Raw genomic sequence first — 25,744 nt, 5'->3', positions numbered from 1 at the left:
AAGATGACATCGATTCTGCCTCATGGAGGTACGCTGGTTCAGCGTATCGTACAAGGAGAAGAACGGGAGCAGTTATTGCAAGACAGTAAGGATTTTTCCTCTTTGCGTATTAATACCTGGACGATATCAGATTTGGATCTAATTGGCGTAGGTGCGTTCTCACCACTCCAAGGTTTCATGAATGAGGAAGATTACCTATCGGTTGTGTCTCGCATGCGTCTCGCGGATGGAACGGTATGGAGTATACCGATTACACTTGCTGTTGACGATGCACAGGCGGCATCCCTTCAGATTGGTGAGCGTGTGAAACTTGTTGGTGATCAAGATGGGGTAACCTATGGTTTGCTCGAAGTCCAAAGTATATACCAGGTGGATCAGGGTGAAGAAGCACGACGTGTTTTCAAAACAGATGATCCAGAGCACCCGGGTGTCAAAAAACTGTTGGAGCGTCCTGCAACATATGTAGGAGGTCCAATTCAAGTTCTGAACCGTCCAAAACCTTCGAAATTTGAAGAGTTTTATTATAACCCTGCGGATACCCGGAAGATTTTCCAGGAGAAGGGTTGGAAGAGGGTAGTTGGTTTTCAGACACGTAATCCGGTCCATCGGGCCCATGAGTACATCCAGAAGAGCGCTATGGAGATTGTAGATGCACTCTTCCTGAATCCGCTCGTTGGAGAGACGAAGTCGGATGATGTTCCCGCAGATGTTCGGATGAAGAGTTATCTGGTGTTGCTAGAGAACTATTATCCAGCTGATCGTGCGTTTCTTGGTGTGTTCCCTGCAGCTATGCGGTATGCCGGTCCACGAGAAGCTATTTTTCATGCGATGGTCCGCAAAAATTACGGTTGTACCCACTTTATAGTCGGTCGTGACCATGCGGGTGTTGGCGATTATTACGGAACATATGAAGCACAGGAGATCTTTACTAACTTTACGGCAGAGGAGCTGGGGATCACTCCGTTGTTCTTCGAACATAGTTTCTTCTGTACGAAATGTGGAAATATGGCTTCCAGTAAAACTTGCCCTCATGATAAGGAACACCACATGACGCTTTCCGGCACCAAAGTGCGCGGGTTGCTACGTGACGGGCAGTGCCCTCCTCCTGAATTTACACGTCCTGAGGTAGCTGAGGTACTGATTGAAGGAATGGCGGAGCAAGTCCGGTCCTAACGGTATATTTGTCCATCTTGTCCCATATAGATGATTAGAGTCATTTATAGGGACGAGGTGGTTTTTTTATGCGTAAAAATATGGGGAAGCACTTTGTAGTCTGGATCAGGTTAAAGACAATTAAAAGGGTCATGTTAAGCCTCGGTTTGCTGGCCATGTTAGTGGCAGTGATGTCCTATGAGCTACCTTCCGCAAAGACGTCAGGCTACTGGAGTTTGCCGATGGCGGGTAAAGTCATTGCTATTGATGCAGGTCATGGAGGTCCGGATGGAGGAGCGGTGAGTAAACAGGGGGTTATTGAAAAGGATATCAATCTGGCTATCGCCCTGTATGTGAGAGATTATTTGCAACAGGCAGGGGCTTTAGTTGTGATGACCCGAGAAATAGACACCGATCTGGCGGAATCGGACACCAGAGGGTACTCCAAACGCAAAACGGAGGATCTGAAGCAAAGAGTACGGCGGATTGAGGATAAACAAGCGGATCTCTTTATCAGCATTCACATGAACAGTGTTCCTTCAAACCGATGGAGTGGAGCGCAGGTTTTCTATACTCCTAACCATCCGGATAACGAAGGACTGGCCAATCTGCTTCAACAAGAGATGGTTCGTAATCTGGAGAATACAGATCGAATCGCCAAAACGGTTAATACAGTTTACCTGTTACAGGCTTTGAAGATCCCGTCAGCGCTGGTAGAAGTGGGTTTTCTTTCTCATCCCGAAGAGGCACGTATGCTTGCGGACGAGGCTTATCAACGTAAAGTAGCAGCTTCGATCTATAATGGGGTTCTTAGATATTCCTCAGGAGAACGACCTAAAAGTTAGTCATAACAAGAAGGGTAATGATATAATTGGAGCAGCATACCTAATTACATGCCAATAGATAAAGCTGAGGTGCTGTCTGATGTTATCAAAAGAACAGATACTTGAACTATTACAGCCATTACAAGAACCGCAATTGGGAGTAAGTCTGACCGAACTGGAATGGGTTCGTGATGTTATGGTGAAAGAAAATCATGTGGCTCTGACCATGGTGACACTGGAGAACCGACCTGAGGATACAACAGCCTTGAGTGACGCTGCGCGTAATCTGTTGTCCCAGCACGGAATGAAGGATGTACATATTCGCGTGCGTGCAGCTTCTGAGCATGATCGTGAGAGCCTGAATATGGGACAACCTGATGATGAGCAGGATCCGGACGAAGTGCTTGTGAAAGGTCACGCAGCCGGTCTGGATGGACATGAGTTGTTAAGCCCTGAATCAGGCGTTCGTTTTATTGCCGTGGCCAGTGGTAAAGGCGGCGTTGGTAAATCAACAGTGACCGTTAATCTGGCTGCAGCCTTGGCACGACAAGGTAAGAAAGTGGGATTGATTGATGCCGACATCTATGGCTTCAGTGTACCCGACATGATGGGGATTGAGGAATATCCAGTTGTGGAAGACGGCGTTATTCAACCGGTGGAGCGTTTTGGTGTCAAAGTCATGTCGATGGGTTTCTTTATTCGGGAGAACAACCCAGTAATTTGGCGTGGACCCATGCTCGGTCGGATGCTGCGTCAATTCTTTACGGATGTCCAGTGGGGTGAGTTGGATTATATGTTACTGGACTTGCCACCAGGTACGGGAGATGTTGCTTTGGATGTGCATCAGATGTTGCCACAGAGCAAGGAAATCATCGTTACCACGCCGCATGCAACAGCAGCTTTTGTCGCAGCACGTGCAGGTGCAATGGCCATCCAGACAGATCATGAATTACTAGGTGTGGTTGAGAACATGGCTTACTACGAGTGTGGCAGTTGCGGAGAGAAGGATTATGTCTTTGGTCGTGGGGGCGGGGGAAGGCTTGCGGAAAGTCTGCATACAAGCTTACTTGCCCAGATTCCATTAGGTACTCCAGATAATCATCCTTCTGAGCCTGATTTCTCACCGTCGGTTTACAAAGCAGACTCCCGTATTGGGGCCATCTATGATGAAGTGGCTCGGTCCATTGAATCCAAATTCTAATGGGAAGTTCGTTATAAATACAAATAAAGCCTGCGTCCATTCGGATGCAGGCTTTTCAGTTTCTATGGTGTACCGACATCTACTGTTTATGAACCTCCGCCTTCACCAGAATCTCCACTGCTTCCACCATCTCCGCCATCGCTACCTCCCTGACCTTCTTGTTGTCCGCCTTGTTCTTTTCCCTCTTCTCCGCCACTTTCTACTTTGGGTTGTAATTCCTCCTGCACAACCTTCTTGAGCAAAGTGAGTACTTCCATGCGGAATAACGGGTTCTGCATCACTTCCTGCATAACAGTCATCGTCTGTTTACGATAATCCGGAGTTTTGGTCATATCCATGAACATCTTGGATACCTCAGGTGACTTCATGATGTCTCCAACAGACTTTTGATATGTGGGATCTTTGATCAACTGCATATGGAGTTGTTTGCTTTGCGCGTTGATCACTTTGGCAAATTCCCCGGCAAACTGTGGATCTGTCATGATCTTCTCGAATTCCTTCTGGTATTCGGGAGCTGTAATGGTATCTTTTACTGCAATACGTATTTGTTCCGAAGATTGCACAGGCATTAACATTTTCATACCAATGGTTCCCGAACCACCACCCGATCCGCCGCCACCTTCTTCTGAACCGCCGCCTTCACCGCTGGATGAGCTTTGACCAGTAAGAGCTTCCTCCACGGCTTTCTTGCCTTCATCACTTTTCAAAATATCGACAACCATCGTTTTCATCTCTTTATAACTGCCCTGAGGAGGCGAAGAACTCTGATCTGAACCGCAGCCGGCAAGCATGACGGATAGCCCCAGTACGACACAGCATAGCTGCCACAAAGGCCGTTTCATGTGTACAATCCCTCCTTGATTAGATACTGGATGTAGTATGTGATGGGAAAGGGGGAAATATGTTGAGCAATGATGGTTTTTTGCTGTGAAGGTTGGTAAAATAAACACTCGGGGGTGGAAAACATTTGAATTTACGTAAATGGTTTTTCCTGTTTTGGACAGCCTTGCTTATTGGGGCCGCGGGAGCACTAGGTACAGGATTGATTATGATGCTGGTGAACGGAGAGAAAACAAATGGATTGAATGATTTTCTTCTGTATCTTCTGATCCTCTTTGGATCAGGGGTTATGATCAGCGTATATTCACAAATGGGTTTCTTTGCATATCTGATATTGAATTATATGGGTAAAGGTGTATTTCCAAAGCGCGGTTGGCAGATCGTGCAGATTGTACTAACGGTGTTAGCCCTGCTTGACGTGATGTTTTTACGCCTGTTTGTTGGGGGAGACCGGGAACGCATATCGGATATTGTGCTAGGTATCATTATTTTGGCAGCTGCAATTGTTACCGCTTACGTTAAAGTGAAACTGACTCATATCTCCGCGCTCGTACCTACACTCTTTTTCATGATTGCCGTCACCATAGTGGAGACAATCGGCGTATTACGTATTGATGTGAATGCTGCAACCATATTTATTGTGGTTCCTTTGCTCTTATGTAATGCATACCAAATGCTGATACTGCACAGGCTGGTGGATGTATCTACGAACCGGAGTGTAAGTGGAAAAGCAGAACACTTGAAAGAAAGCCGCGCATAGAATTCGTTTTGCATAAAAAAACATACCAAAAAGAGCTAACCTGGTTAGCTCTTTTCAACTTTTGCGCACCTATTTGAGCTATAGCTCCAATAATCTAGTAATCATTGACCGCTGGCTTGGTCACGAACTTCTTTGCCTTCGACACTGGAATGGTTCAGCAATTCCGAGACGGTAACGAATTCATAGCCCTGATTTTTCAACTTGTCGATAATGACAGGCAGTGCTTCATGCGTTTGTTTGGAGGAATCGCTTGCATGCAGCAGTACAATGTCACCCGGATGTGCTTTACTAACCACGCGATCAACAATGGTCTGTACACCAGGGTTTTTCCAATCCAGGGAGTCAGTATCCCACTGTACAACCTGATAGTTCAGACTATTGGCTACCTGAAGTACACGTTTGTCAAAGTCCCCGTTGGGCAGACGCAGTAATTTCGGTTCTTTTCCCGTTAAATCGGTTAAAATGCTATGAGCTGTCGAAATTTCTTTGCGGATTTCTTCCTCAGTCAGGCTGCTGTAATTCTCATGTCTATGTCCATGGCTACCAATTTCATATCCTGCATCTTTGATAGCTGTGACAATCTCAGGGTGTGTCTTGCTCCAGGGGGAGGAAAGGAAAAAGGTTGCCTTCTGCACTTTATTCTCCTGAAGAACTTTCAGAATCGGCTCTGTCCGTTTATCACCCCAGCTAATGTCAAAGGTTAGAGCAATCACTTTCTTCTCGGTTGGAACGCTGTACACGGCTGATGGTGCTTCCTCCGAGAATACGGAGACATTACCTCTCTCCAGATAGATAATACCGATCGCAAAGACGGCAGCAACCAGGACAATCAGGTAACGTTTAATCTTTTTGCCGCTAAATACATAGAACGAGTTCATTTCAATAAGCGCCCCTCTCCCATAAGAAATGCTTGTTTACTCTCCAATGTATGCTCGTACTGCCCATTTATTCGTCACTGATCCTTGTTTGTCCATCATTTTAGATTCTACAGGAGGTTATTATGTTAAAATTCAGTACATTTCTTAAAGATCTTGGTTCCATCCGCAGTGCTTTAATCTGGTCCATAGTTTTGTTTGCCGCAGGAATAGGGGCGGGATGGGTGAGTACAGGTCCATTGGAGGAACTGTTGTTGAATCAAATCGGAGGATTACGCGAGGTCAGTGAACGGCTAGAGCAGGGAGGCAATGTGCAGTGGAACTTCTTCTTGTTTATCTTTTTCAATAATGCCATCAAGAGTGTACTTGTCATCTATGCCGGTATATTCTTCGGAATTCTGCCTGTCATCTTCCTGCTGATCAATGGGATGGTCCTTGGATTTGTAGTGCACACCACGATGAATTATGGAGCAAGCTTCTATGATATTGTGGTTAAAGGCTTACTTCCGCATGGCATAATTGAGATTCCGGTCATTATTATTGCTTGCGCATTCGGACTGAAGTTTGGTGGACTGGTTATCAAAAGCCTTGTACAACTTGGAAGCGACAAACGAAATACGATTGGTACACAGTGGAGAGTATTCATGAACAGAACGTTAACCGCATCCTTCTGGGTTGTTATCTTGCTTCTTGTTGCAGCAATCATTGAAAGCACACTTACGTATGCTCTGGTGAGAGGATAAAATTTTGTGGTGGTTGGCATTCATAAATTTTCAGAAAGTTGACCATAACAATAAAACGGGTTCCAGCAGCATCCACAAAAGCGAATGCAGGGGGTGCTGCATGAAACTTGTGTAAGTGTGATAAAGAGGCTATGCACAAAAAGGAGAACTCTAATGCTGGGTATGTTGTTTAACGAGAAGGAATGCAAGGAACTAGACTATGTGCTACGTAAAGAATTAGATGAAATGCTGTTCGATCTAAGTGATAATCGTCTTGACCAAGAGATCAAATATGCTATCGCGAGCCGATATAAGACTGTGTTCCGCATGTATGCACGCTTTGCCCCGCCAAAAGAGTTGTCCAAGTATGCAAGAGGTGGGAAGCTGAAAAAGTCGAAGCCGTAACCTGCTTAAGCTGATCATATATTCGGTGTACTGTAGTGGAAGTGAGGTGCGGCTCTTAATAGCGGGTGCTGTACCTCTGAACCATGAAAGTATTGAATTTGCTGAGGGGTTCATACTTTTTGTCGAAAAAGGGTTGACCTTTCTAATTTCATATGGTAAATTAATTTTCGTTCCTTTTTTAGGAGCGGTTCACCGAAACAAGCATGAAAATAAAGCGATTGAAAATAATCGGAAAAATAATGCTTGCAAAGAGAACTTCAACATGATATATTATAAAAGTCGCCGCTGAAACGACGACGACATGAAAGACAGCAACAAATTGAATGTTTGATCTTTGAAAACTGAACAACGAGTGAGTAAACATTCTGCTTGCAGAATGAACGCGAAAGTTTGAGACAAGCCTTGGCTTGGATCGACTGGAGCACAAATGAGATTTTTAATCTCGTCAGATTCAAAATGAGCTTATCGCTCTTTTCAATACTTTATTGGAGAGTTTGATCCTGGCTCAGGACGAACGCTGGCGGCATGCCTAATACATGCAAGTCGAGCGGACTTGAAGAGAAGCTTGCTTCTCTGATGGTTAGCGGCGGACGGGTGAGTAACACGTAGGCAACCTGCCCTCAAGTTTGGGACAACTACCGGAAACGGTAGCTAATACCGAATAGTTGTTTTCTTCGCCTGAAGAGAACTGGAAAGACGGAGCAATCTGTCACTTGGGGATGGGCCTGCGGCGCATTAGCTAGTTGGTGAGGTAACGGCTCACCAAGGCGACGATGCGTAGCCGACCTGAGAGGGTGATCGGCCACACTGGGACTGAGACACGGCCCAGACTCCTACGGGAGGCAGCAGTAGGGAATCTTCCGCAATGGGCGAAAGCCTGACGGAGCAATGCCGCGTGAGTGATGAAGGTTTTCGGATCGTAAAGCTCTGTTGCCAGGGAAGAACGCTTGGGAGAGTAACTGCTCTCAAGGTGACGGTACCTGAGAAGAAAGCCCCGGCTAACTACGTGCCAGCAGCCGCGGTAATACGTAGGGGGCAAGCGTTGTCCGGAATTATTGGGCGTAAAGCGCGCGCAGGCGGTCATTTAAGTCTGGTGTTTAATCCCGGGGCTCAACCCCGGATCGCACTGGAAACTGGGTGACTTGAGTGCAGAAGAGGAGAGTGGAATTCCACGTGTAGCGGTGAAATGCGTAGATATGTGGAGGAACACCAGTGGCGAAGGCGACTCTCTGGGCTGTAACTGACGCTGAGGCGCGAAAGCGTGGGGAGCAAACAGGATTAGATACCCTGGTAGTCCACGCCGTAAACGATGAGTGCTAGGTGTTAGGGGTTTCGATACCCTTGGTGCCGAAGTTAACACATTAAGCACTCCGCCTGGGGAGTACGGTCGCAAGACTGAAACTCAAAGGAATTGACGGGGACCCGCACAAGCAGTGGAGTATGTGGTTTAATTCGAAGCAACGCGAAGAACCTTACCAGGTCTTGACATCTGAATGACCGGTGCAGAGATGTACCTTTTCTTCGGAACATTCAAGACAGGTGGTGCATGGTTGTCGTCAGCTCGTGTCGTGAGATGTTGGGTTAAGTCCCGCAACGAGCGCAACCCTTATATTTAGTTGCCAGCATTTCGGATGGGCACTCTAGATAGACTGCCGGTGACAAACCGGAGGAAGGTGGGGATGACGTCAAATCATCATGCCCCTTATGACCTGGGCTACACACGTACTACAATGGCCGGTACAACGGGCTGCGAAATCGCGAGATGGAGCCAATCCCAACAAAGCCGGTCTCAGTTCGGATTGCAGGCTGCAACTCGCCTGCATGAAGTCGGAATTGCTAGTAATCGCGGATCAGCATGCCGCGGTGAATACGTTCCCGGGTCTTGTACACACCGCCCGTCACACCACGAGAGTTTATAACACCCGAAGTCGGTGGGGTAACCGCAAGGAGCCAGCCGCCGAAGGTGGGATAGATGATTGGGGTGAAGTCGTAACAAGGTAGCCGTATCGGAAGGTGCGGCTGGATCACCTCCTTTCTATGGAGAATCGTTTCCTGCAACGGAAACATTCAAATAAGCAGGTTCTAAGAACCTGCGACAGCAATTCATTTCGGTTCATTACTTCGGTGTGGATGAAATGAAGAGCACAAGCAACTCACTCGTTGCTCAGTTTTGAGAGCTCAAACTCTCAAACGTTTGGTGGCGATAGCGAAGGGGTTCCACACGTTCCCATCCCGAACACGACCGTTAAGCCCTTCAGCGTCAATGGTACTTGGACCGCAGGGTCCTGGGAGAGTAGAACGTCGCCAAGCGTAACCCATTTTGGGTTCAAATAGTATAAATAATGTGGGCCCTTAGCTCAGTTGGTTAGAGCGCACCTCTGATAAGGGTGAGGCCGGTGGTTCGAGTCCACCAGGGCCCACCATCTATACCTTTAAACTTTATATGGGGCCATAGCTCAGCTGGGAGAGCGCCTGCCTTGCAAGCAGGAGGTCAGCGGTTCGATCCCGCTTGGCTCCACCAAAAATGATTTACAAGTTTGTTCTTTGAAAACTAGATATCGAAACGAAACAAACGCGAATTAGAACATTCCTTTTTAGCTGAACTTTTGCAAACAAGTTTCAATAAAAACGGTAGTTAAATTGCTTTTGCGATGGTATTGAATGGGAGCGACTTTTGGCTTTGCGCAAGCAAAACAAGGGAAGCGAGCAGTCAAAACCGGAGCAATATGGTTAAGCTACTAAGAGCACACGGAGGATGCCTAGGCGCTAGGAGCCGATGAAGGACGTGGCGAACAACGAAACTGCCTCGGGGAGCTGTAAGCAAGCTTTGATCCGGGGGTGTCCGAATGGGGAAACCCAGCTGGGGTAATTTCCAGTTACTCATAACTGAATACATAGGTTATGCAGAGGCATACCAGGGGAACTGAAACATCTAAGTACCCTGAGGAAGAGAAAACAATAGTGATTCCGTCAGTAGCGGCGAGCGAACGCGGAGAAGCCCAAACCAGAGAGCTTGCTCTTTGGGGTTGTGGGACGTCTCACATGGAGTTACAAAGGAACCGGTTAAGCGAAGAGGTCTGGAAAGGCCCGCCAAAGAAGGTAAAAGCCCTGTAGTTGAAAGTTGGTTCCCTCCGAGACGGATCCCGAGTAGTGCGGGGCACGTGAAACCCCGTATGAATCCGGCAGGACCATCTGCCAAGGCTAAATACTTCCTAGCGACCGATAGTGAAGCAGTACCGTGAGGGAAAGGTGAAAAGCACCCCGGAAGGGGAGTGAAATAGAACCTGAAACCGTGTGCTTACAAAAAGTCAGAGCCCGTTTTAGGGGTGATGGCGTGCCTTTTGTAGAATGAACCGGCGAGTTACGTTCCCGTGCAAGGTTAAGGTGAAGAGCCGGAGCCGCAGCGAAAGCGAGTCTGAATAGGGCGATTGAGTACGTGGACGTAGACCCGAAACCGGGTGATCTACCCCTGTCCAGGGTGAAGGTGCGGTAACACGCACTGGAGGCCCGAACCCACGCATGTTGAAAAATGCGGGGATGAGGTGGGGGTAGCGGAGAAATTCCAATCGAACTCGGAGATAGCTGGTTCTCCCCGAAATAGCTTTAGGGCTAGCCTCGGAAAACAGAGTCGTGGAGGTAGAGCACTGATTGGGTGCGGGGCCCGCAAGGGTTACCAAGCTCAGTCAAACTCCGAATGCCATAGACTTACTTCCGGGAGTCAGACAGTGAGTGCTAAGATCCATTGTCAAAAGGGAAACAGCCCAGACCATCAGCTAAGGTCCCCAAGTGTGTGTTAAGTGGAAAAGGATGTGGAGTTGCACAGACAACCAGGATGTTGGCTTAGAAGCAGCCACCATTGAAAGAGTGCGTAATAGCTCACTGGTCGAGTGACTCTGCGCCGAAAATGTAACGGGGCTAAACACACCACCGAAGCTATGGCTTGATGCTTTGCATCAGGGGTAGGGGAGCGTTGTATAAGGGTTGAAGGTGTACCGTAAGGAGCGCTGGACATTATACAAGTGAGAATGCCGGTATGAGTAACGAAAAGATCAGTGAGAATCTGATCCGCCGAAAGCCTAAGGGTTCCTGAGGAAGGCTCGTCCGCTCAGGGTAAGTCGGGACCTAAGGCGAGGCCGAAAGGCGTAGTCGAAGGACAACAGGTCGAAATTCCTGTACCACCGTAAGCCGTTATGAGCAATGGGGGGACGCAGTAGGGTAGTGACGCGGACTGATGGATGTCCGTCTAAGCAGTAAGGCTGATGTGTAGGCAAATCCGCACATCATTAAGGCTAAGCTGTGATGGGGAGCGAAAATTGTAGTAGCGAAGGTCATGATCTCACACTGCCAAGAAAAGCCTCTAGCCAGGTGATGGTGCCCGTACCGCAAACCGACACAGGTAGGCGAGAAGAGTATTCTAAGGCGCGCGGAAGAACTCTCGTTAAGGAACTCGGCAAAATGACCCCGTAACTTCGGGAGAAGGGGTGCCCCGGTAGTGTGAATAGCACGAGGGGGCCGCAGTGAAAAGGCCCAAGCGACTGTTTAGCAAAAACACAGGTCTGTGCGAAGCCGTAAGGCGAAGTATACGGGCTGACGCCTGCCCGGTGCTGGAAGGTTAAGGGGAGTGGTTAGGAGCAATCCGAAGCTGTGAACCGAAGCCCCAGTAAACGGCGGCCGTAACTATAACGGTCCTAAGGTAGCGAAATTCCTTGTCAGGTAAATTCTGACCCGCACGAATGGCGTAACGACTTGGGCGCTGTCTCAACGAGAGATCCGGTGAAATTTTAATACCTGTGAAGATGCAGGTTACCCGCGACAAGACGGAAAGACCCCATGGAGCTTTACTGCAGCTTGATATTGAATTTGGGTACGATCTGTACAGGATAGGTGGGAGCCTTTGAAGCATGAGCGCCAGCTTGTGTGGAGGCAACGTTGGGATACCACCCTGATCGTATCTAGGTTCTAACCTGGTACCGTAATCCGGTGCGGGGACAGTGTCAGGTGGGCAGTTTGACTGGGGCGGTCGCCTCCTAAAGAGTAACGGAGGCGCCCAAAGGTTCCCTCAGAATGGTTGGAAATCATTCGAAGAGTGCAAAGGCATAAGGGAGCTTGACTGCGAGACCTACAAGTCGAGCAGGGACGAAAGTCGGGCTTAGTGATCCGGTGGTACCGCATGGAAGGGCCATCGCTCAACGGATAAAAGCTACCCTGGGGATAACAGGCTTATCTCCCCCAAGAGTCCACATCGACGGGGAGGTTTGGCACCTCGATGTCGGCTCATCGCATCCTGGGGCTGAAGTAGGTCCCAAGGGTTGGGCTGTTCGCCCATTAAAGCGGTACGCGAGCTGGGTTCAGAACGTCGTGAGACAGTTCGGTCCCTATCTGTCGTGGGCGTAGGAAATTTGAGAGGAGCTGTCCTTAGTACGAGAGGACCGGGATGGACGTACCGCTGGTGTACCAGTTGTTCCGCCAGGAGCACCGCTGGGTAGCTATGTACGGACGGGATAAACGCTGAAAGCATCTAAGCGTGAAGCCCCCCTCAAGATGAGATTTCCCAGTATGTAAGACCCCTTGAAGACGACGAGGTAGATAGGCTGGGGGTGGAAGTGCAGCAATGCATGGAGCTGACCAGTACTAATCGGTCGAGGGCTTATCCAATTAGCAAGTGATAATTCGCGTGTTTCGTTTCGAATCTAGTTTTCAGAGAACAACAACTCTGAAATGTAAGCTACGCGTTTGGTGGCGATGGCGGAGGGGTTCCACACGTACCCATCCCGAACACGACCGTTAAGCCCTCTAGCGCCGATGGTACTTGGACCGCAGGGTCCTGGGAGAGTAGGACGCCGCCAAGCGAACTCTTTCATCATACATAGAAAACAGGCTCTGCATGTGGACGTTGTACGATGAATTGCATTTGCATTGCAAATGCATAATATTCCCTGATAGCTCAGTTGGTAGAGCACTCGACTGTTAATCGAGTTGTCACAGGTTCGAGCCCTGTTCGGGGAGCCATTTGCTCTCATAGCTCAGTAGGTAGAGTGCATCCATGGTAAGGATGAGGTCACCGGTTCGATCCCGGTTGAGAGCTTTGAAAATGGGGCCCGTTGGTCAAGGGGTTAAGACACCTCCCTTTCACGGAGGTAACAGGGGTTCGAATCCCCTACGGGTCATATAGATGGAGGCTTAGCTCAGCTGGGAGAGCATCTGCCTTACAAGCAGAGGGTCGGGGGTTCGATCCCCTCAGCCTCCACCATCTAATTTTTAATGGGGATTAGCCAAGCGGTAAGGCAACGGACTTTGACTCCGTCATGCATAGGTTCAAATCCTATATCCCCAGCCATTTTATTATGAGTCATTAGCTCAGTTGGTAGAGCACCTGACTTTTAATCAGGGTGTCGAAGGTTCGAGCCCTTCATGACTCACCATTATATGCGCGTGTGGCGGAATTGGCAGACGCACTAGACTTAGGATCTAGCGTCTTTGACGTGGGGGTTCAAGTCCCTCCACGCGCATCCCTTATTTGCGGAAGTGGCTCAGCGGTAGAGCATCGCCTTGCCAAGGCGAGGGTCGCGGGTTCGATTCCCGTCTTCCGCTCCAATATTTTGCGCCCTTAGCTCAGCTGGATAGAGCGTTTGACTACGAATCAAAAGGCCGGGAGTTCGAATCTCTCAGGGCGCGCCATTATTTTTTTAGTATCGGGATGTAGCTCAGCTTGGTAGAGCACCTGGTTTGGGACCAGGGGGTCGCATGTTCAAATCGTGTCATCCCGATTTTATGTTTATGCGGGTGTAGTTCAATGGTAGAACTTTAGCCTTCCAAGCTAATAGCGTGGGTTCGATTCCCATCACCCGCTTACATAATGAAGAGGCCTTTGCAGATGCAGAGGCTTTTTTATTTTTACACAGAGTAACAGATATTTTTATGTAGAGTACATGCAGGTTTACTTAAAAAGAGCCAAGACCCCTTTGCAATCTAAATAGGGAGGTCTTGGCTCTTCTGTTTACCTCTGTGAATGAGATGCGCTATGAGACAGCAACTACTGTTACGTAACGTGATCCCAATTTAACGTTCGTTGTGGTCCGTTACTCTTTTACGCATGCCAGCTAAACCAAGCAGTCCCAGCAAACCGAGCCATCCCCAGCTCATACCATTGTCACGATTAGTTGTCGTGGCATTAGCACGTACACTGTTGGTACGGTAGTCGCCATTGTTGCGGTAGTTTCCATCCATGTTCATGTTGGTGTTTGTACGATCCAGGTAGTTGGTGTTCTGATAAGACTGGACACGTGAGCCGGTTGTATCCTCTCCTTTGGTCATATGACCATCAGCAGCAGCAGGGCCAGCCATCGCGGCTACCAGAAGCACGGAAGCAATAATTGTAGTACCTTTCTTCATCATTTGGGTTCCTCCTTTTTGGTAAGAGCTATAAATTAATCTGCCCAAGAAGGCAAGGACAATATGTAGAAATGGTCTGTTAAGATATCCCTTTGAGTCCAGTTGGTTCACAACATACATAAGAAACTCCTCTAATAAGCAGACTGTAGTGGGAAGAAAATTATAATTACATCTTTAATTTATTGCGTCACTGTGGTAAAGTATACAAAAGCTTGCTTTGCCGGTCATGTTTCTTTGTATATCATCTGTTCTCAAACAATGAAATTATGCGGTTTAACCTTACAATCAGGTACGTGGGATCATATCTAAAAGAACTGTATAATTATGAATTTTTTAGAATAGGTATGAGACATTTGTGTTATTTAAAGTACGTGAAAAAGGTATCATACGACAGCATATGATCATTAATTGAAGCAGAACAAGAAAATGAATAAAAAAGCGTGTTTTTGTGCTGTAAATCGGGGATAAACCCCATTTTTTCTAGTAGAAAAATAAAGATTTTCGTGCCATTTTATTGTATGATGTTATGAAGGTGTCAAATTTACGTGTACGAATGGAACGATCAGATGGGAGGATAAGCATGACTGAAACTATGGTAACCGCCAGCAAAAGCCAATCCAACAACCTGCTTCGGCGAGACGTGCGGTTCCTGGGCAATATACTCGGGGAAGTTCTTGTCCATCAAGGCGGCACGGAGCTTCTAGATATCGTTGAGAAGATTCGGGAAACGAGCAAATCGTTGCGTGCAGAATTTTTGCCAGAACTCTATGCAGAGTTCAAAACGATGATCCAGGAATTAGACTCGGACAATCGTCATCAGGTTATTCGGGCTTTCGCTATTTATTTTCAATTAGTTAATATTGCTGAACAAAACCATCGGATCCGGCGTAAACGGGATTATGAACGTTCTGCAGGGGACGCTGTGCAGCCAGGATCGATTGAAAAAGCAGTACAAGATCTTAAGGAACGTGGATTGTCTCATACAGAGGTGGAAGAGATTCTTGACGATTTGTCGCTTGAACTCGTTATGACAGCTCACCCAACCGAAGCCATGCGCCGGGTTATTCTGGACATCCACAAACGGATATCCGAAGATGTCATGCTACTTGATAATCCTACGCTGACGTTGCGTGAACGTGAACAGTTGCGAGAGAAGCTGCTGAACGAGGTTATTACCCTCTGGCAAACCGATGAACTTCGCGACCGCAAACCGACTGTACTCGATGAAGTGCGGAACGGGATGTATTACTTTCATGAAACGTTGTTCCACGTACTTCCGGATGTATATCAGGAGTTGGAACGCTGCCTGAACAAATTTTATCCTGACCATGACTGGCATGTGCCGACGTATTTGCGGTTCGGTTCCTGGATCGGTGGAGACCGGGATGGAAATCCTTCGGTAACTTCAGATGTAACATGGCAGACACTGTTGATGCAACGCAAGCTGGCTTTGCGTGAGTACCAACGGATTATGATTGAACTTATGGGCCATCTCAGCTTCAGCACGAACATCATCCATGTATCGGATGAGCTGGTGCAGTCGATTGAGCAGGACCGTAATTATGTTACATTGAAAAAAGTGGATATCTGGCGTAATGAAAAAGAGCCATACCGCATCAAATTGGCCTATATGATTGCCAAGTTGAACAATGTACTGGATGAGAACAAATTAGGTCAGCCTGACCGTTATCATAGCGCTCAGGATTTGATTGATGATCTGATGATCATTGATCGAAGTCTGCGCCATCATTTTGCCGATTACGTAGCGGATACGACTATTCGCAAAATGATTCGTCAAGTCGAGTTGTTTGGTTTCCATACCGCAGCATTGGATGTGCGTCAGCACAGTAAGGAACATGAAAATGCGATGTCAGAGATTTTGGCGAAAATGAACATTGTAGAAGATTATGCACGTCTGACAGAAGACGGTAAAATCGATCTGCTTGCTCGTTTGCTGGATGATCCGCGTCCGCTTACTTCTCCTTACCACCAATACACGGAAGGAACCAAAGAGTGCCTGGATGTCTTCCGTACCATTAAGCGTGCCCAGAACGAATTTGGGACCGGCTGTATCACAAGTTACCTGATCAGTATGACGCAGGGCGCAAGTGATTTGCTGGAGGTTATGGTATTTGCCAAGGAAGTGGGCTTATTCACCAAAGGTCACAACGGTGACGTTGTATCTACACTTCAAGCGGTACCACTGTTTGAAACGATTGATGATCTACATGCGGCTTCGGAAATTATGGAGAAGCTGTTCAACCTTCCTGTATACCGCGCAAGCGTAAGAGGACGGAATGAACTGCATGAAATCATGCTTGGTTATTCAGACAGTAACAAGGATGGCGGAGTAGTTACAGCCAACTGGGAACTGCGCGTAGCAATGAATGCGATCACGGCTGTAGGTAATGAACACGGCGTTAAGCTGAAGTTCTTCCATGGACGTGGCGGGGCTCTAGGACGTGGCGGCATGCCACTCAACCGCAGTATTCTTGCTCAACCACCGCATACCATTGGTGGAGGCATCAAGATCACGGAGCAGGGAGAGGTTATTTCTTCCCGTTATTCCCTTCAGGGGATTGCATACCGCAGTCTGGAGCAAGCAACTTCGGCTTTGATTACAGCAGCACTTAATGGTCTTGAGCCACAAGAGTCTGAGTCCGAGCGTCATTGGGACAGCATCATCAAAGAGATTTCGGAAGTATCCCTGACGAAATATCAGGATCTGATTTTCCGTGATCCAGACTTCTTCACCTTCTTTAAAGAATCAACGCCGCTTCCGGAGGTTGGAGAGCTGAATATTGGTTCCCGTCCATCCAAGCGTAAAAATAGCGATAAGTTTGAAGATCTGAGAGCGATCCCTTGGGTATTTGCATGGACTCAAAGTCGTTATCTGCTACCGGCATGGTATGCGGCAGGAACAGGACTGCAAAGTTACTATCAGGATAAAGAGGAAAATCTGGTTGTCCTGAAAGAAATGTATGCAAGCTTCCCATTCTTCCGTACGCTGATTGATACAGTTCAGATGGCCGTAGCCAAGGCAGACCTTGTGATTGCCAAAGAGTATTCAGCAATGACTTCGAACAAAGAAGCCCGTGATCGTATATACGGTCAGATCGAAGCAGAATTCAAGCTCACAAAAGAGCTGATTCTAAAAATTACCGGAGAAGCTGAAATTTTGGATGATGTACCGGTTATTCAAGAATCCATTCGTCTTCGTAACCCTTATGTAGATCCGTTGTCCTACATGCAGGTTCAACTTTTGAGCGAGCTCAGAGATATGCGTGAACGTGGTGAAGACGATACGGAGCTGCTTAGAGAAGTGTTGTTGACTATCAACGGCATTGCTGCAGGGTTGCGTAATACAGGTTGATTATTGAATTGATGCATATGAATGATTCATATGTAACAAAGTACTCATTACTTTGTTAACTAAAAAGCTCCATTCTCTGCTCTACGGAGTGAGAGATGAAACGGGACTCCTGCGGGAGTTCCCGTTTTTACTGTTTTTGGCGGATATTTGTCATACAGTCTTGATTTTTGACCAAAGTTGATTTACGATTTGATTGGTGAATTACAAGTGTGGACGGGTATCAGAAGACGGAAGACCCATCAGCATGTCTGGGGGAATAAGGGTGGACAATTTGGAGAATAGGCTTGTGAAACTGGTGCTCAAGGGCGACCAGAGAGCCTTTGCAGAAATCGTTGAACTATATAAGGACAAGCTATTTCATTTGGCATACCGGATGCTGAACAATCGTCATGAAGCTGAAGACGTTGTGCAGGAGACGTTTTTGCGTGTGTTTCGTAATATGGAGAAGTACGATCCGAACCAGAAGTTCTCAACCTGGATCTACCGGATCGCGACCAATCTGTGTATTGACCGACTGCGCAGAAAGAAACCTTCATACTCTTTGGATGCTGAACTAAATGATCAGGAAGGATCTGATGGTTACGCGATGCTCCCGAGTGATGATCGTACACCGGAAAGTGAAGCGCTCCTGTCAGAAACGCAGACACTCATTCGTGAGGCCATTGACAGTTTGCCAGCCAAGTATAAGTCCGTTATGATTTTGAGATATTTACAGGACTTGTCGCTACAGGAAATCAGCGATGTGACAGGTATGCCCGTAACAACGATCAAGACACGCGTTCATCGGGGCCGTGATTTTCTACGTAAAAAATTGGAGTATAAGTTATAAATGTTAAACGCCTTTAAATCTGGGCGAAATTAATTGAAACATATCCGAAACGGATGCGTATGTAATGTATGCAAGTCTTATGTGTGCTTTTTAATGGCTCATGGACTAAGTGATTTAAGAAAGGATTGGCTCTCATATGGATTGCAACTCGGCCGTCTCTTTAATGCATGAATGTTTGGATGAGTCGTTGTCCCCGGCCCAGAAGGTTGAACTGAAAAGTCACCTTGTGATCTGTCCGGATTGTCGCATGCGCTTTAAAGAGTTGGAACAGACGGAAATGCTACTCTTTGCCATGAAACACTATTCACCGTCTGCCTCTGATGAGCTGACCAATCGAATTATGAATGCTCTGCCCCAGCCCAAGAGACAGCAAGCATGGCTCAAATGGGTCACAGGACATCCCGCGCTGACGGCGGCAGCCTTCTTTTTGGTCGTGATGCTCTTTAGCGCCTTGAATTTCTGGAATCAGAACAACGAAATGGTCGTTAAGGGAAATAATCTGGACCAGATCGTGATTCAGGGTAACACGGTTATTGTTCCTGAAGGTAAGTCAATTGCTGGCGATCTTACGATAGAAAATGGAACCGCACAAGTATATGGTGATGTGAACGGCAATCTGACGGTTATCGACGGACAACTGTTTCAGGCTTCAACAGCGCATATTTCAGGTCAGGTGAAAAGTATTGATCAGGCGCTGGACTGGTTCTGGTACAAAATAACCAATATGGTAAATGAAGTGGCTTATCGCTAGAACAGGGTAAAATCTTCAATGGTATATACCAAGCAGGGTACCTCCAGAGTGCATGGGGTACTCTTTTTTTATACGAAAACTTTGTAATTCATGGTAAATGTGATGTTTATGTGCAGTTTGAGACTGCCGTAACTTGCAACCTGAACGTTAACGTTATAACCTAGATACTAAAGAGAACATACTACTACATATAGATACGCATTTTGCACAAATCAAATGATGCAAAAATGCGGAGACAAAGGATTATATAAAATCCTAATGGGTTAATATGAGATCAGGGTTTACTCATCAATGGGGATAGCGGGGGCTGGCTTATGAATTATTTTGCTGACTTAACGTGGACAGAGTCCATTAAGGACGTTATCGATATATTGATCGTTACCTATATTATGTACAAACTGATTCTGCTTGTGCGGGGTACGCGTGCGGTTCAGCTCCTAAAGGGCATTCTGTTCCTTGTGCTGATCTGGGCATTAAGTACGTGGCTAAACCTGTATACGCTCAAATGGTTGATGAACCAGATGTTTACGTTTGGTGTCGTTGCGGTGTTCATTATCTTTCAGCCGGAACTGCGCCGTGGTCTGGAGCAATTGGGACGCGGTAAGCTGTTTGGACGTTCAGCGGCAGCGAGTGATGAAGAATTAACCGTGTTAATTGGTGAGATTATTAAGTCTGTTAATTATTTGTCACGGCGTAAAATTGGTGCATTGGTCGTATTTGAACGCGAAACGGGTCTGAACGATTACACGGAATCGGGCATTAAGATGCACTCTCTGGTCAGCTCGGAGCTGATGATTAACATCTTTATTCCAAATACACCGCTCCATGATGGAGCCGTCATTATACAGGGAAAACAGATTTCGGCGGCAGCCTGTTATTTGCCATTATCAGAAAATCCGTTTATCAGTAAAGAATTAGGAACACGCCACCGTGCAGCAATCGGGATTACCGAAGTTGCAGATGCGATCTGTTTGGTTGTCTCCGAGGAGACAGGACAGGTGTCGCTGGCGATGAATGGACAGGTCGTTCGTGATATTAAGGAAGAATCGCTGATTGCCAAACTGTATGAGGAGTTGCGCCCTACATCCAATCTGAAAAAGAATGGCTGGACAACCTTCTGGAAACGGAAGGGAGGACGTAACAATGGATAAGTGGTTTAACAATAATAACTTTGCCAAAATACTTGCACTTGCGGTGAGTCTGCTGCTCTGGTTCATGATTCATCTGGATGAAGTACCGACCACTCCTACGATTACGACAGGCACAACCAACAAGGTTGTGGAACGTACGGTGCCTGTTCAACCTTATGGATTAGACAGCAACAACTATGTGCTTACTTCATTAAGTACGGATGAGGTCCGGCTGGAGATCAAAGGACAGCGCTCAATGCTAACATCGATTTTTACCAATGACGATTATAAGGTAATGGTCGATCTGAGTCAGGTGAAAGATGGGTCCAATACACTGCCGCTGGTACCTGATCTGCCTTCCGGGGTAGAAGTGGTCAGCATGGAACCTTCCATGGTTACCGTGAATGTAGAAAAATTGGGCACCAAATCTTTCAATGTGAATATTGTACCCGAAGGGGAACCATCCGCCGGATACAGCGCTGGAACGCCTGTAATTGAACCTTCAGCACCGGTTAAGGTAACTCTGCCCGAAGGGCAACTTGAGGCTGTAGCGAAGGTCCAGGGCAGTGTGAGCGTGAAAGATGCCAAGGAAGATGTCATACAGAAAAAAGTGAAGCTTCAGGCATACGATGCTGAAGGCAAGGTCCTTGAAAATGCGATTATAACGCCTCAGACGGTTGAAGTCCGTGTTCCGGTCAATCAGCCCTATACATCTGTACCCTTAAGAATCAAATATTCGGGACAGCTGCCGGAAGGCTTGGTACTCTCCACGGTAGAGCCAAGCGTGAAAGAAGTCTCGCTTTATGGATCAGAGGATGCGCTTGCGGGTATACAGTCCTACGACCAAGTAACCCTTGATCTTACGCAGTTTGATCAGTCGGGTACGTCGACAGTTAACGTGGACTTGACGCCGCCTTCCGGTTTTGAGAAAATCGAGCCTAGTTCGATTCAGATTAAGGTAACCATATCCCCATTTGACGAGGCAGAGGAGACGACCAAAGTCTTTCCGAACGTCCCCATTACTCTTACAGGTGCGGGGAACGGACTGGAAGGTACGCTGGTTACGCCTCGAAGTGGCGGTCTGAACCTCACACTTACAGGCTCAGCAAGTATGCTTGAGGGTCTGAGTAGTGATGATCTCACGTTGACCGGGGATCTTGCTGGACTTGCGGTCGGAACGCATGAGATCAAGCTTGAAGCCGACTTGCCCCGTTTTGCCAAGCTGGATGAATCATCCAATGCTCTGAGTGCGACGGTCAAAATTAGCGAAAAGGCTGAAGATACCACGACCACTCCTGGCGAAGAACCGACGGACGAGGGAACGGTAGCACCTGACCCTACACCAGCCGAGGTTGAAAATGGGGAAACAGAGCCTGTTCCTGATGAAGAAGAAACGGAATCGAATACGGATAATCAGGATCAGGGCCAACAGGGGAGTACCACCAATCGTGGGAATTTAAATAACAATAACAGCGGTACTGGCAGTAAAAGTGGCTCGAATCCATAAACGTTCTAATTCTAAAATTCTTAAAAAATAATAATAGTGCTCGTATATGATGCGAATAGAAGGAGTTAAATCATGGGGAAATATTTTGGTACAGACGGTGTAAGAGGGGTTGCCAATAAAGAGTTAACGGCAGAGCTGGCTTACAGCATTGGACGTTGTGGTGGTTACGTGCTTGCAGGTGGTGTGGAAAGACCGAAAGTGGTTATCGGCATGGATACTCGTATCTCGGGATTGATGTTGGAATCCGCACTGGTTGCAGGACTGTTGTCCATTGGCGCTGATGTGATTCGTCTGGGCGTTGTATCCACTCCGGGAGTGGCGTATATTTCACGTTTGTTGAAAGCTGACGCGGGCGTGATGATCTCGGCTTCCCACAATCCGGTTGAGGATAACGGAATTAAGTTCTTTGGCGGAGATGGCTTCAAGCTGTCTGATGAAACAGAGAACCGTATTGAAGAGCTGATGGATGCGGAGACAGATCAATTGCCACGGCCAGTTGGTGGCGGTCTGGGTACCGTAACGACGGACGAAGAATCTCGTTATCGTTACCTCGACTTCTTGAAAACAACAGTAAATGAGTCGTTCTCTGGACTTAAAATTGTTTTGGACTGTGCAAACGGAGCAGCTTATGAGCTGGCACCGAAATTGTTCAGTGAACTTGGTGCAGAAGTCATTGCCATTGGCGCTGAGCCTAACGGCCTGAATATCAACGAGCAATGTGGATCAACTCATCCAGAGAACCTGAAACAAGAAGTGCTCAAACATGGAGCGGATCTGGGTCTTGCTTTTGACGGAGATGCGGATCGTCTGATTGCTATTGATGAGACAGGCGCTGAGGTGGATGGAGACTTCATTCTGTGTATCTGTGGTGATGCGATGAATCGTGCAGGCAAGTTGAAGGATAGTACTGTTGTATCGACCGTTATGAGTAACATCGGATTCTACAAAGCAACGGAGAAACTTGCACTGAAAACAGCTAAAACGGCAGTAGGTGACCGTTATGTGATGGAAGAAATGCGTCGCGGCGGTTACAACCTGGGCGGAGAGCAGTCTGGCCATGTTATTTTCCTGGATTACAATACAACCGGAGACGGTATGTTGACTGCGATTCAACTCGTGGATACGCTCAAGGCTTCCGGTAAAAAACTGAGTGAACTCAAAGCGCTGATGACCCAGTACCCACAAGTATTGGTCAATGTGCGTGTTGAAGATAAGAGCAAATACGAAGGCAATTCTGCGATCGAGCAAGCTATTGCTACAGTAGAGCAACAACTCGGCGATAATGGACGTGTACTCGTTCGTGCTTCAGGTACTGAATCCCTGATCCGTGTTATGGCGGAAGGACCAGATAAAGACGAACTTGAACAATTTGTGTCTCAGATCGTAGATGTAGTGCAAAAAGAACTGGTATAGGACTGGAAGAAATCCCTTCTGCATACGGTTCTATAAGGGAATTGTTGTGTAGAAAGGGTATATTATTCATGAATATTCCTGCGTCCCGGCCTGATGAGACCATGGGTCCGTTTATCCGGTCGGGATTGTGGGTAAATATGCTGAAATTGTCACAGGTACTTTGCTCCATTGCAAAATGGACCTGACGTGCATATAATGAGTGGAGTCGTCATTCAGACACAGAAAGTGAGGGACGTAAGGTTACAGTTACACAAGCGCCAGAGCTTGGAGTTGCGCGGGAAGATGTTGATCAGGATTTTTTCTAGGTTGAAGAACGGCTGATTAACATCAACGGCAATCAAGCTGACGAGGTGGAGGTGTTCGGATTGTTCGGCGGGGACCTCCCGGTGAAGCACCAGAGCCGTAAACCGGATTGCGGAAAATGGATAGGTGACTGTCCACACAACGCGCCGGTGTAGGTGCAAGAGTTAAACTAAAATTCAAATGAATGTGCGTGAAGAGCGTAAACAGTACGCGGACGGGAAAATGATGTACATTCATGATTGCATTCATAACAGCTTATGATGACTGCGGGGCGACATGAGGTCGCTCTGATCATTGATAATTGAATAGGTAGCAAGTATTCATGAAACGTTAGGCAATCACTCATTTTTCCGATATGCCGCCTCTGCCTGTTTCTCTTCGTGACACAGTATTCATATACAAACGGAGGAAATAAATTATGTGCGGTATTGTTGGATATATTGGTAATAAGAACACTCAATCGGTATTGGTCGAAGGGTTGAAGAAACTCGAGTATCGTGGTTATGATTCTGCAGGTATCGCGGTATTCACACCGGAAGGTCTGCAAATCACGAAAGCTCTCGGTCGTCTTGCGAATCTTGAAGCCAAGCTGGATGGTGCACCACTGGTAGGTAATGCCGGAATCGGACACACACGTTGGGCAACTCATGGTAAACCATCGGATGAGAACTCCCACCCACACACGGATGGAAGCCAGAAGTTCTCTGTTGTGCATAACGGTATTATTGAGAACTACCTGGATCTGAAGGATGAATTGATGGCTCAAGGTCATACGTTCACTTCCGAGACAGATACTGAGGTTATCTCTCACCTGATCGCACGTGAATACAATGGTGATATCGTTAAAACAGTGCAAAAAGTAATCACGTTGCTGCGTGGTGCATTCGCACTGGGTGTATTGACAGAGCATGAGCCTGAGAAACTCGTAGCTGTGCGTCAAGCAAGCCCATTGATTATTGGTATTGGTGAAGGCGAGAACTTCATTGGTTCCGACATCCCGGCAATTCTGGAACATACACGTAATGTGTACATTCTGAATGATGGTGAAATGGCTGTATTGACACATGATGCTGTCGAATTGATGACGATTGAAGGCAACTTTATTTCTCGGGAAATGATTCGTGTCGATTGGGATGCTGTAACCGCAGAAAAAGGCGGATTCGAGCACTTCATGCTGAAAGAAATTCATGAGCAACCAAAAGCATATCGTGATACAATGCTGGGTCGCATTGATAATGAAGGTAAGAAAGTTCAACTTCCTGAGTTGAAAATGACAGAAGAACAAATTAAAAATATCCGTAACGTTCAAATCATTGCATGTGGTACAGCGTACCATGCAGGTCTGGTTGGACGTACAGTGATTGAGCAATTGGTGCGTATTCCGGTTGAAACAGATGTGGCTTCCGAGTACCGGTACCGCTCCCCAATCGTGCACAAAGATACACTCGTAATCGTAGTAAGCCAATCCGGTGAAACTGCCGATACGCTTGCTGCATTGCGCGAAGCACAATCCAATGGCGCACATGTACTGGCAATCACGAACGTAGTGGGCAGCTCCATTGCACGTGATGCAGATGATGTTATCGCAACATTGGCAGGTCCTGAAATTGCAGTAGCTTCTACCAAAGCGTATACTTCGCAGTTGATCGCCTTCAACTTGCTTGGTCTGTACCTTGCACAAGTTCGTGGTACTCAATCTGCAGAAGAGATCGAACACACGCTGGCAGCAATGCAAGCATTGCCTGAGCAAGTGGAATCCATGTTGGAGCAAGCGGAAGCAATCAAAGGATATGCAGAGCAAATCTCCAAACATGAACATCTCTTCTTCATCGGTCGTGGTCTTGACTATGCAGTAGCTCAAGAAGGATCGTTGAAGCTGAAAGAGATCTCTTATATTCACTCTGAGGCGTATGCTGCGGGTGAGTTGAAACATGGTACGCTTGCATTGATCGAAGATGGTATCCCTGTTATTGCCCTGGCAACGCAGGAGAACGTACTTGAGAAAACAGTGAGCAACATTAAAGAAGTGAAAGCACGTGGCGCAGATGTGCTGGCAATTACGTACGAAGAGCACGTAACAACTCTGTTGAAATCCGTAGACCAAGCGTTTGCGATTCCTAAGACGTTGCCTTTGCTTAGCCCGGCTCTGTCTGTAGTTGCGCTGCAATTGCTGGCATACTACGCTTCCCTGGCACTGGGTCACGATGTGGATAAACCACGTAACCTGGCGAAAAGTGTAACGGTTGAGTAACGGATTGTTAACTTCT

16 protein-coding genes, 13 tRNA genes and 4 rRNA genes are annotated in these 25,744 nt (G+C 47.2%); 30 read left to right on the top strand and 3 right to left on the bottom strand.

Annotated elements, in window-relative coordinates:
- Positions 1-3 precede the first annotated feature (3 nt).
- The 3 genes from sat to MHI06_RS26010 all read left to right on the top strand — a co-directional run bounded on the left by sat (position 4) and on the right by MHI06_RS26010 (position 3,177).
- Complete coding sequence (gene sat / locus MHI06_RS26020; protein ID WP_340399566.1) at positions 4-1,173, top strand: sulfate adenylyltransferase; 1,170 nt, start codon at positions 4-6, stop codon at positions 1,171-1,173.
- A 68-nt stretch (positions 1,174-1,241) separates the two neighbouring features.
- The gene (cwlD, locus tag MHI06_RS26015; RefSeq protein WP_169483052.1) at positions 1,242-1,997 is read left to right on the top strand and encodes an N-acetylmuramoyl-L-alanine amidase CwlD; all 756 of its coding nucleotides are present in this window, start codon (positions 1,242-1,244) and stop codon (positions 1,995-1,997) included.
- Between the two features lie 79 nt (positions 1,998-2,076).
- Complete coding sequence (locus tag MHI06_RS26010) at positions 2,077-3,177, top strand: Mrp/NBP35 family ATP-binding protein (protein ID WP_340399565.1); 1,101 nt, start codon at positions 2,077-2,079, stop codon at positions 3,175-3,177.
- 86 nt (positions 3,178-3,263) lie between these two features.
- Here the strand turns inward: MHI06_RS26010 and gerD are convergent, their stop codons facing one another.
- Positions 3,264-4,019, bottom strand: a complete 756-nt coding sequence (gene gerD / locus MHI06_RS26005; RefSeq protein WP_339167360.1) for a spore germination lipoprotein GerD — start codon at positions 4,017-4,019, stop codon at positions 3,264-3,266.
- Positions 4,020-4,144: 125 nt separating this feature from the next.
- On the opposite strand from gerD, the gene MHI06_RS26000 reads away from it, so the two are divergent.
- Positions 4,145-4,777: a KinB-signaling pathway activation protein gene (locus tag MHI06_RS26000; protein ID WP_076334116.1), complete on the top strand. Its 633-nt coding sequence runs from the start codon at positions 4,145-4,147 to the stop codon at positions 4,775-4,777.
- A gap of 101 nt (positions 4,778-4,878) precedes the next feature.
- Here the strand turns inward: MHI06_RS26000 and pdaB are convergent, their stop codons facing one another.
- Positions 4,879-5,655, bottom strand: a complete 777-nt coding sequence (gene pdaB, locus MHI06_RS25995; protein ID WP_169483056.1) for a polysaccharide deacetylase family sporulation protein PdaB — start codon at positions 5,653-5,655, stop codon at positions 4,879-4,881.
- A 122-nt stretch (positions 5,656-5,777) separates the two neighbouring features.
- On the opposite strand from pdaB, the gene MHI06_RS25990 reads away from it, so the two are divergent.
- The 19 genes from MHI06_RS25990 to MHI06_RS25900 all read left to right on the top strand — a co-directional run bounded on the left by MHI06_RS25990 (position 5,778) and on the right by MHI06_RS25900 (position 13,629).
- Positions 5,778-6,395 (top strand): stage II sporulation protein M, encoded by a 618-nt coding sequence (locus MHI06_RS25990; RefSeq protein ID WP_340399563.1) that lies wholly within the window; start codon positions 5,778-5,780, stop codon positions 6,393-6,395.
- 153 nt (positions 6,396-6,548) lie between these two features.
- Positions 6,549-6,779, top strand: coding sequence for a hypothetical protein (locus MHI06_RS25985; RefSeq protein ID WP_017692114.1), 231 nt, complete (start codon positions 6,549-6,551; stop codon positions 6,777-6,779).
- Positions 6,780-7,261: 482 nt separating this feature from the next.
- A 16S ribosomal RNA gene (locus tag MHI06_RS25980) occupies positions 7,262-8,814 on the top strand.
- Between the two features lie 158 nt (positions 8,815-8,972).
- A 5S ribosomal RNA gene (gene rrf / locus MHI06_RS25975) occupies positions 8,973-9,089 on the top strand.
- 36 nt (positions 9,090-9,125) lie between these two features.
- Positions 9,126-9,202, top strand: a tRNA-Ile gene (locus MHI06_RS25970).
- Between the two features lie 22 nt (positions 9,203-9,224).
- Positions 9,225-9,300 (top strand) — tRNA-Ala (locus MHI06_RS25965).
- Positions 9,301-9,507: 207 nt separating this feature from the next.
- Positions 9,508-12,434 (top strand): 23S ribosomal RNA (locus MHI06_RS25960).
- Between the two features lie 77 nt (positions 12,435-12,511).
- Positions 12,512-12,628 (top strand): 5S ribosomal RNA (gene rrf / locus MHI06_RS25955).
- The 16S, 23S and 5S rRNA genes sit together here with 13 tRNA genes alongside, the layout of an rRNA operon.
- 84 nt (positions 12,629-12,712) lie before the next feature.
- Positions 12,713-12,788: transfer RNA gene (locus MHI06_RS25950), tRNA-Asn, on the top strand.
- Positions 12,789-12,791: 3 nt separating this feature from the next.
- Positions 12,792-12,864: transfer RNA gene (locus MHI06_RS25945), tRNA-Thr, on the top strand.
- 10 nt (positions 12,865-12,874) lie between these two features.
- Positions 12,875-12,946: transfer RNA gene (locus tag MHI06_RS25940), tRNA-Glu, on the top strand.
- Positions 12,947-12,953: 7 nt separating this feature from the next.
- Positions 12,954-13,029, top strand: a tRNA-Val gene (locus tag MHI06_RS25935).
- Between the two features lie 12 nt (positions 13,030-13,041).
- Positions 13,042-13,116, top strand: a tRNA-Gln gene (locus MHI06_RS25930).
- A gap of 9 nt (positions 13,117-13,125) precedes the next feature.
- Positions 13,126-13,201, top strand: a tRNA-Lys gene (locus tag MHI06_RS25925).
- A gap of 6 nt (positions 13,202-13,207) precedes the next feature.
- Positions 13,208-13,288: transfer RNA gene (locus MHI06_RS25920), tRNA-Leu, on the top strand.
- A gap of 10 nt (positions 13,289-13,298) precedes the next feature.
- A tRNA-Gly gene (locus tag MHI06_RS25915) sits at positions 13,299-13,373 on the top strand.
- Positions 13,374-13,380: 7 nt separating this feature from the next.
- Positions 13,381-13,457: transfer RNA gene (locus MHI06_RS25910), tRNA-Arg, on the top strand.
- A gap of 15 nt (positions 13,458-13,472) precedes the next feature.
- Positions 13,473-13,546 (top strand) — tRNA-Pro (locus tag MHI06_RS25905).
- A gap of 12 nt (positions 13,547-13,558) precedes the next feature.
- A tRNA-Gly gene (locus tag MHI06_RS25900) sits at positions 13,559-13,629 on the top strand.
- A 209-nt stretch (positions 13,630-13,838) separates the two neighbouring features.
- On the opposite strand, the gene MHI06_RS25895 is transcribed toward MHI06_RS25900, so the two are convergent.
- Positions 13,839-14,174 carry a WGxxGxxG family protein gene (locus MHI06_RS25895; RefSeq protein ID WP_340399562.1) on the bottom strand — a complete coding sequence of 112 codons (336 nt, stop codon included), beginning with the start codon at positions 14,172-14,174 and terminating at the stop codon, positions 13,839-13,841.
- Positions 14,175-14,751: 577 nt separating this feature from the next.
- Here MHI06_RS25895 and ppc point away from each other — a divergent pair.
- From ppc to glmS, 7 genes are all read left to right on the top strand, one after another.
- Positions 14,752-17,544 carry a phosphoenolpyruvate carboxylase gene (ppc, locus tag MHI06_RS25890; protein WP_169481357.1) on the top strand — a complete coding sequence of 931 codons (2,793 nt, stop codon included), beginning with the start codon at positions 14,752-14,754 and terminating at the stop codon, positions 17,542-17,544.
- 262 nt (positions 17,545-17,806) lie between these two features.
- Positions 17,807-18,373 (top strand): RNA polymerase sigma factor SigW, encoded by a 567-nt coding sequence (sigW, locus tag MHI06_RS25885; RefSeq protein ID WP_017692117.1) that lies wholly within the window; start codon positions 17,807-17,809, stop codon positions 18,371-18,373.
- Positions 18,374-18,509: 136 nt separating this feature from the next.
- Positions 18,510-19,124, top strand: a complete 615-nt coding sequence (locus tag MHI06_RS25880) for a zf-HC2 domain-containing protein (protein WP_169481358.1) — start codon at positions 18,510-18,512, stop codon at positions 19,122-19,124.
- A 314-nt stretch (positions 19,125-19,438) separates the two neighbouring features.
- Positions 19,439-20,275, top strand: coding sequence for a diadenylate cyclase CdaA (gene cdaA / locus MHI06_RS25875; protein WP_017692119.1), 837 nt, complete (start codon positions 19,439-19,441; stop codon positions 20,273-20,275).
- The gene (locus tag MHI06_RS25870; protein ID WP_340399561.1) at positions 20,268-21,761 is read left to right on the top strand and encodes a CdaR family protein; all 1,494 of its coding nucleotides are present in this window, start codon (positions 20,268-20,270) and stop codon (positions 21,759-21,761) included. The genes cdaA and MHI06_RS25870 overlap by 8 nt, the downstream gene beginning before the upstream one ends.
- 72 nt (positions 21,762-21,833) lie before the next feature.
- On the top strand, positions 21,834-23,174 hold the full coding sequence (gene glmM, locus MHI06_RS25865) for a phosphoglucosamine mutase (RefSeq protein ID WP_169481360.1): 1,341 nt from the start codon (positions 21,834-21,836) through the stop codon (positions 23,172-23,174).
- Between the two features lie 721 nt (positions 23,175-23,895).
- On the top strand, positions 23,896-25,728 hold the full coding sequence (glmS, locus tag MHI06_RS25860) for a glutamine--fructose-6-phosphate transaminase (isomerizing) (protein WP_340399560.1): 1,833 nt from the start codon (positions 23,896-23,898) through the stop codon (positions 25,726-25,728).
- The last annotated feature ends 16 nt before the right edge of the window (positions 25,729-25,744 follow it).

This window comes from Paenibacillus sp. FSL H8-0079, assembly GCF_037991315.1.
GTDB lineage: Bacteria > Bacillota > Bacilli > Paenibacillales > Paenibacillaceae > Paenibacillus.
Note: the sequence above shows the minus strand (reverse complement) of the source record. Positions and strands in the feature narration are given on the sequence as shown.